This window comes from Yinghuangia sp. YIM S09857 (assembly GCF_051388915.1).
Lineage (GTDB): Bacteria > Actinomycetota > Actinomycetes > Streptomycetales > Streptomycetaceae > Yinghuangia.
The window spans coordinates 12,576-22,563 of record NZ_JBPKBH010000013.1; the positions used below are offsets into that span (position 1 = coordinate 12,576).

Sequence of the window (9,988 nt, forward strand, 5' to 3'; positions counted from 1 at the left end):
CCGGCCCGACCGCGTACAAGACGTACAAGAGCAAGGAAGGCGGCGGCCGATGACCCGCGTACGTCCCACGCGCCGAGCCGACCGGGAGGAGCCGGCGGGCGAGGCGGCGCGGCGCCGCCGTCGGCCGGGCCGCGGACGCGTCGCCACCGTGCTGCGCGGCACCGCCGCCGCGTGCGCACTCGGCATGCTCGCGGCCTGCGCGTCGATGCCGAGCGGCGGCGGGGTCAAGGACGTCACGCACGACGAGGCGTCCGGGACCGAGGCCGACGAGCAGCAGGTGCGCGTCTTCGGCGTCCCGCCGCAGCCGGGGGAGGACCCGGTGGACCTGGTCGACGGCTTCCTGGAGGCGTTGACCAGCGACGAGCCGGACTACCAGACCGCGAAGCAGTACCTGACGCCCCAGGCGGCGAAGAACTGGAAGCCCGACGCCGGGATCAAGGTCGTGGACAAGACCCCGAGCGCGTACATCGGGCCGGGGCCGACCGCGGAGGACACCTCCGCGATCGTGGACGTCAAGAGCAAGCACGTCGGCAGCGTCGACGACCAGTTCGCGTACGAGCCGCAGCCGGTTCCGTCCACCGAGGACAAGGTCGAGCTGACGGTCGTCAAGAACCAGGACGGCCAGTGGCGCATCGACGACCTGCCGGACGGCGTGACCCTGTCGCGCGCCGACTTCGAGCGGGTCTACCGGCCGGTCAACATGTACTGGTACGCCTCCTCCTCCGCCGAACCGATGCTCGTCCCCGACCCCGTCTACCTGCGCTCGCGGAACGCGCTGGCCACCACGCTGGTCCGCAAGCTCCTCCAAGGCCCGAACCGCTGGATCGCGCCGGTCGTACGCTCCGACATCCCCGCGAACACCAGGCTCCTGGACCACATGGTCACGATCGACGACCGCCGCTACGTCGACCTCGCGCTGAGCAGCGAGACGCCGGTCGCGCCCGAGCAGTGCAAGCGCATGGCGGCGCAGGTGCTCTACACGCTCGGCCAGGTCTCCCGGGTCGACTCGGTGCGGCTCACCGTCGACGGGCAGAGCTGCGAGCCGGTGTCGACGCGCGAGGCCGAGGAGTTCGACCCCGCCGCGACCTCGCCCACCGGGGCCACCGGCTACTTCCTCGTGCCGGGCACGAACTCGGTCTCGCTCGTGCAGTCCGAGGGGCCCCGGTCGGTGCCGGGGCAGTTCGGCGACGGGTCGCTGCCGCTCAATGAGATCGCCGTCGACCGCGAGGAGCAGCGCATCGCGGGGACGGGGCTCAGCGACGCCAAGCTCTGGGTCGGCGACATGGTCGCGGACGCCAAGGCCGAGCTGTGGGCCACCGCGGAGCCCGGGCACGTCTTCGAGCACCCCACCTGGGACGGGCTCGGCGGCCTGTGGGTCCTGGAATCCGTGGCGAACCAGGGTCCGCGGACCCTCTACTGGATCGACCGGCAGGCGAAATACCGCGTCGAGGTCGAGGGCCTGGACGGCGGCAACATCACCAGCATCCGCATGTCGCCGGACGGGACGCGCATCTCGATGTTCGTGGACGAGGGCGGCGGCAAGGGCCGCGTCGTCATGGGCCGCGTCAACCGCGGCGTCAACCCGGCCAGCCGCGTCGAACCGATGGTGGTGGTCGACGGCCTGCGCCTGGTCGTCCCGGACCTCCAGGAACTCAAGTCCCAGTCCTGGCAGGGCGCCTCCCGCCTCCTCGTGCTGGGCAAGACCTCCGAGGCCTCGGTCTACCCCCAGTTCGTCGACATCGACGGCGGCAACGTCGCCCAGGTCAACAACCCCCCGTCCGGCGTCGTCAGCATGGCCGCCCCCAACGGCCGCGACCAACCCCTCCTCGCCGGCGCCACCGACGAACGCATCTACCGCCTCGAACCCGACGGCTGGAAGGCCGTAACCGGCACAAAGGGCCGAGAACCCATCTACCCCGGCTGACCCGCGCCCCGTCGCAGTTCCGCCCCGGACCACCCGGCCGCGCTTCCCCGCACCCGAGCACGCGTCGTCCGTCCCGACCGACAACGCCGGAAGCGGCCGTACGCCCGCACAGCAGGCCTCCGCGACCCCGTCCGCCCACGACCCCACGTTTGGTCACCTGCCGCGTCCCTTCGCCGGTGTCCGTGCCGCACGGCAGGCCTCCGCGACCCCGTCCGCCCACGACCCCACGTCCCGTCACCTGCCACATCCCTTCGCCGGTGTCCGTGCCGCACGGCAGGCCACCGCGACCCCGACCCCCCAGGACCCCGCGTTTGGTCACCTGCCGCATCCCTTCGCCGGTGTCCGCGCCGAGCAGCGCCCCTGACCCGCGTGCTGCGCCGCCGCGCCCGGCGCCGCGAGGCTCGGTCACGTCCGTGGCCTGGTCCCCCCGCACCCCCGTGCCCTTCGGGTCGAACATGTGCACGGGGGTATACCCGATCGGCTTGTGTCGGTGTGGCGAAACACGGAAAAGGCGGAAGAGCGGGGTCGTGTGCCGCACCGTGGAGGGATGCGGCGCGAGACCTTCCACTTCGAGCGGCGACCGCGGCTCCGGCCGCTGCGCCGACTTGCCATGACGTGGGTCGATCTCGTGCTGCCTGCCCGCTGTGCGGGCTGCGGGGGCCCCGGGGCCGCCGTCTGCTCCGCGTGTCGGGCGCATTTGCGGCGGCCGCCGCGGGAGGTCCGTCCCGACCCGGCGCCCGCCGGGTTGCCGGCGGTGTTCGCGGCGGCGCCGTACGAGGATCCGGTACGGGCGATCCTGATCGCATACAAGGAGCACGGCGTGCACGCGGCCTCCGCCCCGCTCGGTGCGGCCCTCGCCGCCGCGGTGCTGGCCGCGACACGCCCGGGTGACGCGCCGGTTCTGGTCCCCGTCCCGTCCGCCCGCCGCGCGGTCCGCGCGCGTGGCCGGGACACCACCCGCCGCCTCGCCCTCCGCGCTGCCGCTGACCTGCGCAAACAGGGGGTCCCGGCACGGGTCCTGCCCGCTCTGCGACATATCCGGACGGTTCGTGACCAATCGGGATTGCGGGCATCTGAACGGGTGGCCAACGTCACCGGTGCACTAGGTGTTTCCCGCAGGTTGGCACCCCTATATGGGGGCATTAGTGTGGTGATCGTCGACGATCTCGTGACCACCGGAGCGAGTCTCGCGGAGGCGGTCCGTGCGGTCGCCGCCGCGGACGGAAGGGTGTGCGGAGCGGCCGTGGTGGCCGCGACCCCCCGACGCTGCGGGCGGGGGACGGGCGACCGGACCCCATCCCCGACGGCGGTCGCGTACGAGGTGGACGACCAGCTCGGCCGGACGGGCGGACCGCCCCACCGGCATGGCGCAATGGATGGAGTTCTGCGTGGACATTGTCGTCAAGGGCCGCAAGACAGAGGTGCCCGAACGGTTCCGCAAGCACAGCGTCGAGAAGCTGGACAAGATCCGCAAGCTCGACGGCCGGGTCATCAGCGTCGACCTTGAAGTCTCCAAGGAGCGCAACCCGAGGCTCGCGGACCGCTCGGACCGCGTGGAGATCACGCTGCGGAGCAAGGGGCCGGTGGTCCGGGCCGAGGCGGCAGCCACGGACCCGTACGCCGCGCTCGACCTCGCGATGTCAAAGCTGGAGGCACAGTTGCGCAAAGCAGCCGACCGGCGTCGCGTCCACCGGGGGCACCACGCCCCCATGTCCGTGGGGGCGGCCACCGCAGAGCTCAACGGAAGCGCGCGATTCGGCGGGGCCCAGGTGGCCACCGCGGAGGAGCTCGACGCGCTCGACGGCGTGCCCGCCAAGCGCATGGAGGGGCCCATCCAGGTCGACGGGGACGGCCCTCTGGTCGTCCGGGAGAAGGTCCACGCGGGTCACCCGATGACCCTGGACCAGGCGCTCTACGAGATGGAGCTCGTGGGGCACGACTTCTTCCTGTTCATCGACAAGGACTCCGCCCTTCCGAGCGTCGTGTACCGGCGCCGCGGCTACAACTACGGCGTCATCCACCTGCGTTCCGAGGGCTCGGACGCCATGGAGATGGACGAAGCGTGACCCCCTGAGCGGGTGACGCCTCTCGCGCGGCCCGCCGTCTCGGTACCGAATCGAGGCGGCGGGCCGCGCGTTGCACCGCCGGCCGGGGGGCTCCGGCCGTTCTTTTCGCACGTGTTTACGTACCGGATGCGGGCAAACAAGGCGGAGGGACGGGCCAAACGTGGTGATGACGTGGGATGCTGGGGCGGACACGGAGCGTGCCGATGAGTCGTGAGCGCGGTCTCGCCGGCATGGGGCCTACCGACGGGGAGGACACGGTGGGAGCACGCCACGTCCCTGCTCAGCCCGGCCCGCCGGGCCCGACCGAGGAGCCGATCCGGGTCCTGGTGGTCGACGATCACGCACTCTTCAGACGCGGCCTGGAGATCGTCCTCGCCGCCGAGCCGGACATCGAGGTGGTCGGCGAGGCCGGCGACGGCGCGGAGGCCGTCGAGGCGGCCCAGGACCTGCTCCCCGACATCGTGCTGCTGGACGTCCGCATGCCGCGGCGCGGCGGTATCGAGGCGTGCACCGCGATCAAGGAGGTGGCCCCGAGCGCGCGCATCATCATGCTGACGATGAGTGACGACGAGGCGGACCTCTACGAGGCGATCAAGGCCGGGGCGACGGGCTACCTGCTCAAGGAGATATCCACCGACGAGGTGGCCACCGCCATCCGCGCGGTCGCCGACGGGCAGTCGCAGATCAGCCCGTCCATGGCGGCCAAGCTCCTGACCGAGTTCAAGTCGATGATCCAGCGCGACGACGAACGGCGGCTGGTCCCCGCGCCGCGCCTGACCGACCGCGAGATCGAGGTGCTGCGCCTCGTCGCGACCGGCAAGAACAACCGCGACATAGCCAAGATCCTGTTCATCAGTGAGAACACCGTGAAGAACCACGTGCGCAACATCCTGGAGAAGCTGCAACTGCACTCCCGGATGGAGGCCGTGGTGTATGCGGTGCGCGAGAAGATCCTCGAAATCCACTGAGCGTCCGGACGGCCGCCTGCGAGACCGCCCGTACGGCTGAACGCACGTTTGTCCGCGCTGCGTGGAGCAACTGCCCTCGGACACCGGGCACTTCGGTGCCGAGGGTGTTTCCGTGCCCGGAGCGGCGACCGGACGCCGTCAGGCGAGCAAGGCGGCCAGCGGGCGCCGGGCCGACTCCGGGGTGACGCGCTCCAGCCGTACCGAGTCGCAGCCGACCCACGACGCCGCCTCGCGCAGCGCGGTCGCCATCGCGTCGAGCGACTTCTCCGCCACGCGCCCCGCCTCGAACGACAGTTGGCGCGCGACGAGGGTGCGGCCCTCCCGCGCGGGGTCGACGCGTCCGATCAGGCGGCCGCCGGCCAGCAGCGGCATGACGAAGTAGCCGTGCACGCGCTTGGCCTTGGGGACGTACGCCTCAAGCCGGTGGTTGAATCCGAAGACCCTTGCGGTGCGCGGTCGGTCCCACACCAGGGAGTCGAACGGCGAGAGCAGCGTGGTGCGGTGGCGGCCCTTCGGGGGGCTCGCCAGCGCCTCGGGATGCACCCACGCCGCACCGCCCGCCGACCGCGCGCGGCCGTTGCCGGTGTCCCAGCCCTCGACCGCGACCGGTACGAGCGGGGTCTCGGGCAGCGCCGACTGCACCTGCTCGCGCGTCAGGCGGTACTGGTCCATCAGGTCGGCCGTGGTGGCGACGCCGAGCTGGCGTCCGGCCAGCGTCACGAGGTTGCGCAGGCACTCGGCGTCGGTGCGGTCGAGGTCGGCGAGGGACGCGGGTACGGCGCGCTCGGCGAGGTCGTACACGCGCTTCCAGCTCTGCCGCCGCAGGCACACCACGTCGCCGAACGCCAGGGCGCGTTCCACCGCGATCTTGGTGTCGCTCCAGTCCCACCACTCGCCCTTGTTCTTGGCCCCGCCCAGCTCGGTGGCGGTCATCGGCCCCTCCGCACGCAGCCGGTCCAGCACCGACCTGTACGACTCGGCCGACACCTGCTGCCCCCACAGGTGCCCGCGGCCGCGGTAGTGCCGCCGTCGGAACGCGAAGTCCGGCCAGGACGACAGCGGCAGGACGCACGCCGCGTGCGACCAGTACTCGAAGGCCGTGTCGCCCGCCCAGTACGCGTCCTCGACCGCGGGCCGGCCGACGGCACCGAGGCGGGCGTACGCCACCAGCTCGTGCGACCGGGCGAGCGTCGAGATGGTGTCCAGCTGCACCGCGCCGAGCCTGCGCAGCACGCCGCCGACGCCGAGGCGCCGGTCGGCCGGGCCGAGCACGCCGAGGAAGCCCTGCGCGCGCAGCACGATGCGGCGGGCCTCGTCGGCGCTGAGCGTGACGGCGGGCACGGCGGCGGGCACTGCGGCGGGTACTGCGGCCGGCGCCGCCGTGGGCACGGCGACCGCGGGCGCGGGGGAGTCGGAAGCGGACCGCGCGGCGGCGGGAGTGGCTCGGGCGGGCGTACTCATGGACAGCACCCTAGAACAAGTGTTCGCATCGATGGGGGGATTCGCCGGGGTTGCGGGCGATGCGTCACTCGACCGGGACCGGCGGATCGGTCGCGAGCCGCGAGTGCAGGTGCTCGTCGTGGAAGCCGCCGTCCGGCAGCGGGAAGGCTCCGCGCATCACGCCTTCGAGTGCATATCCGGTGCGTCGCGCGACCGCGCACGACGCCGGATTGCCGACCGCGTGGCCCAGCGTCATGCGGTGGATCCCGAGCGCGCCGAAGGCCCATCGCGTCGCGGTGTTGACCGCGTGGGTGGCCACGCCGCGGCCGCGCGCGTGCGGCATCAGCCAGTAGCCGATCTCGGCGCAGTGCAAGGTCAGGTCGATGTGCTGGACGCTCACGTCGCCGAGGGGGTCCCCGGTCACGGCGTCCATGACTATGAAGCAGGCGTGCCGCCCTTCGTCCCAGAAGGACACGCGCTTCTTGAGCCACTCTTTCGGGTCCTGCCAGCCGGAGTCGTCGTCCGGACGGCGCGGCAGGCGCCAGCGCTGGATCTCCGGATCGCCCAGGGCCACCTGGGCGGGTTCGGTGTCTCGCAGGTTCCACGGACGCAGTTGGTACTTGCCGGCGGCGATCTCGACACGTTCCATGCCGGACATTGTGCCCCTGGGGTGAGCGTGCCTCCCCGATGCTTGCGTCCTCGCATACCATGGCCCCATCGGTGGGACGGGCCCCGCCGTGCCGTCACGCGGACCGCGGGCGGTCGCCGCTCGGCAAGGAGCTCTCACAGCGTGTCCATCTTCGACAAGGTCCTGCGCGCCGGCGAAGGCAAGATCCTGCGCAAGCTCAACCGCATCGCGGATCAGGTCGAGTCGATCGAAGAGGACTTCACGAACCTCTCGGACGCCGAGCTGCGCGCGCTCACCGACGAGTACAAGGAGCGCTACCAGGACGGCGAGACCCTGGACGACCTGCTCCCCGAGGCCTTCGCGACGGTGCGCGAGGCCGCGCGCCGCACCCTCGGCCAGCGCCACTACAAGGTGCAGCTCATGGGCGGCGCCGCGCTGCACCTGGGCAACATCGCCGAGATGCGCACCGGTGAGGGCAAGACGCTGGTGTCGACGCTCCCGGCGTACCTCAACGCACTCGCCGGCAAGGGCGTGCACGTCGTCACGGTCAACGACTACCTCGCCGAGCGCGACTCGGAGTGGATGGGCCGGGTGCACCGGTTCCTGGGGCTGACGGTCGGCTGCATCCTGGCGAACATGCCGCCGCACGAGCGGCGCAAGGCGTACAGCTGCGACATCACGTACGGCACCAACAACGAGTTCGGCTTCGACTACCTGCGCGACAACATGGCCTGGAGCCAGGAGGAACTGGTCCAGCGCGGCCACTTCTTCGCGGTGGTCGACGAGGTCGACTCGATCCTCATCGACGAGGCGCGCACCCCGCTGATCATCTCCGGCCCGGCCGACCAGGCGACCAAGTGGTACGCCGACTTCGCCAAGCTGGTCACCCGCCTCAAGCGCGCCGAGCCGACCAAGGACCCGCTGGAGACGCCGGTAGGCGACTACGAGGTCGACGAGAAGAAGCGCACCGTCGGCATCCTGGAGGCCGGTGTCGGACGCGTCGAGGACTACCTCGGCATCGACAACCTGTACGAGGCGGTCAACACCCCCCTCGTCGGCTACCTCAACAACGCGATCAAGGCCAAGGAGCTCTACAAGCGCGACAAGGAATACGTCGTCGTCGACGGCGAGGTCCTGATCGTCGACGAGCACACCGGCCGCATCCTCGCGGGCCGCCGCTACAACGAGGGCATGCACCAGGCGATCGAGGCGAAGGAGGGGGTGGAGATCAAGGACGAGAACCAGACGCTCGCCACGATCACCCTCCAGAACTTCTTCCGCCTGTACGACAAGCTCGGCGGCATGACCGGTACCGCCATGACCGAGGCGGCCGAGTTCCACCAGATCTACAAGCTCGGCGTGGTGCCGATCCCGACGCACCGCACCGTGCAGCGCCTCGACCAGGCCGACCTCGTGTACAAGACCGAGGAGGCGAAGTTCTCGGCGGTCGTCGACGACATCGTGGAGAAGCACGAGAAGGGCCAGCCGGTCCTGGTCGGCACCACGAGCGTCGAGAAGTCCGAGTACTTGTCGAACCAGCTGCGCAAGCGCGGCGTCCCGCACGAGGTGCTGAACGCGAAGCACCACGAGCGCGAGGCGCAGATCGTCGCGCAGGCGGGCCGCAAGGGCGCGGTCACGGTCGCCACCAACATGGCGGGCCGCGGCACCGACATCATGCTCGGCGGCAACCCCGACCACCTCGCCTCCGCGGAGCTCGCGCAGCGCGGCCTCAACCCGGCCGAGACGCCAGAGGAGTACGAGCAGGCCTGGCCGGACGCGCTGGAGAAGGCCAAGAAGGCGGTCAAGGCCGAGCACGAGGAGGTCACCGACCTCGGCGGCCTGTACGTCCTGGGCACCGAGCGCCACGAGTCGCGCCGCATCGACAACCAGCTCCGCGGCCGCTCCGGCCGCCAGGGCGACCCGGGCGAGTCGCGGTTCTACCTCTCGCTCGGCGACGACCTGATGCGGCTGTTCAAGGCCAACATCGTCGAGGCGGTGCTGAACCGCGCGGGCATCCCCGAGGACGTGCCGATCGAGTCCAAGATGGTCTCGAACGCGATCAAGTCCGCGCAGAGCCAGGTCGAGCAGCAGAACTTCGAGATCCGCAAGAACGTCCTCAAGTACGACGAGGTCCTGAACCGCCAGCGCGAGGTCATCTACGGCGAGCGCCGCAAGGTCCTCGACGGCGCGGACCTGCACGAGCAGGTGCGGCACTTCATCGACGACACGATCGCCGCCTACGTCGCGGGGGCCACCGAGGGCTTCGCCGAGGAATGGGACCTCGAAAAGCTCTGGACCAACCTGAAGCAGCTCTACCCGGTCAGCATCACGATCGAGGAGGTCGAGGAGGAGGCGGGCGACCGCTCCGCGCTCGACGTCGACATCCTGACCGAGCAGCTCCAGGCGGACGCGCAGGCGAGCTACGAGGAGCGCGAGGAGAAGCTCGGCGCGGAGGTCATGCGGGAGCTCGAACGCCGCGTCGTGCTGTCGGTCCTGGACCGCCGCTGGCGCGAGCACCTGTACGAGATGGACTACCTCCAGGAGGGCATCGGCCTCCGCGCGATGGCGCAGCGCGACCCGCTGGTCGAGTACCAGCGCGAGGGCTTCGACATGTTCAACGCGATGATGGAGGGCATCAAGGAGGAGTCGGTCGGCTACCTCTTCAACGTCGAGGTGCAGATCGAGCAGGTCCCCGAGGCGCCGACCATCTCCACGGACAAGGCGCAGGCCCTGCCGCAGATCCAGGCCAAGGGCCTGGAGACCCCGCAGCGCCCCACGCACCTCTCCTACAGCGCCCCGTCCGTCGACGGCGAGGGCGGCGTCGTCACCACCGAGGAAGACCTCGGCGAGGACGCCATCCCCGAGCAGCAGGGCGGCACCCGGGCCGAACGCCGCCGCGCCCAGCGGGCCTCCCGCAAGAAGAAGCGCTGAACGCACCCCGCGGGGGCCGCGGAGTACCGGA

Annotated in this window: 7 protein-coding genes; 5 read left to right on the forward strand and 2 right to left on the reverse strand. The window is 71.1% G+C overall.

Going from position 1 to position 9,988, the window contains the following annotated elements:
* The first annotated feature begins 49 nt into the window (after positions 1–49).
* From ACRX5S_RS25475 to ACRX5S_RS25490, 4 genes are all read left to right on the forward strand, one after another.
* Positions 50–1,924 (forward strand): LpqB family beta-propeller domain-containing protein, encoded by a 1,875-nt coding sequence (locus ACRX5S_RS25475; RefSeq protein WP_436775416.1) that lies wholly within the window; start codon positions 50–52, stop codon positions 1,922–1,924.
* A gap of 610 nt (positions 1,925–2,534) precedes the next feature.
* On the forward strand, positions 2,535–3,431 hold the full coding sequence (locus tag ACRX5S_RS25480) for a ComF family protein (RefSeq protein WP_436775607.1): 897 nt from the start codon (positions 2,535–2,537) through the stop codon (positions 3,429–3,431).
* Positions 3,313–3,990 carry a ribosome hibernation-promoting factor, HPF/YfiA family gene (gene hpf, locus ACRX5S_RS25485; RefSeq protein WP_436775417.1) on the forward strand — a complete coding sequence of 226 codons (678 nt, stop codon included), beginning with the start codon at positions 3,313–3,315 and terminating at the stop codon, positions 3,988–3,990. The genes ACRX5S_RS25480 and hpf overlap by 119 nt, the downstream gene beginning before the upstream one ends.
* Before the next feature lie 230 nt (positions 3,991–4,220).
* Positions 4,221–4,958 (forward strand): response regulator, encoded by a 738-nt coding sequence (locus ACRX5S_RS25490; RefSeq protein ID WP_436775608.1) that lies wholly within the window; start codon positions 4,221–4,223, stop codon positions 4,956–4,958.
* 138 nt (positions 4,959–5,096) lie between these two features.
* Here the strand turns inward: ACRX5S_RS25490 and ACRX5S_RS25495 are convergent, their stop codons facing one another.
* The gene (locus ACRX5S_RS25495) at positions 5,097–6,419 is read right to left on the reverse strand and encodes a winged helix-turn-helix domain-containing protein (RefSeq protein ID WP_436775418.1); all 1,323 of its coding nucleotides are present in this window, start codon (positions 6,417–6,419) and stop codon (positions 5,097–5,099) included.
* Positions 6,420–6,483: 64 nt separating this feature from the next.
* On the reverse strand, positions 6,484–7,047 hold the full coding sequence (locus tag ACRX5S_RS25500; protein ID WP_436775419.1) for a GNAT family N-acetyltransferase: 564 nt from the start codon (positions 7,045–7,047) through the stop codon (positions 6,484–6,486).
* Positions 7,048–7,188: 141 nt separating this feature from the next.
* Between ACRX5S_RS25500 and secA the strand changes: the two genes are divergently transcribed.
* The gene (secA, locus tag ACRX5S_RS25505) at positions 7,189–9,957 is read left to right on the forward strand and encodes a preprotein translocase subunit SecA (protein WP_436775420.1); all 2,769 of its coding nucleotides are present in this window, start codon (positions 7,189–7,191) and stop codon (positions 9,955–9,957) included.
* Positions 9,958–9,988: the final 31 nt, after the last annotated feature.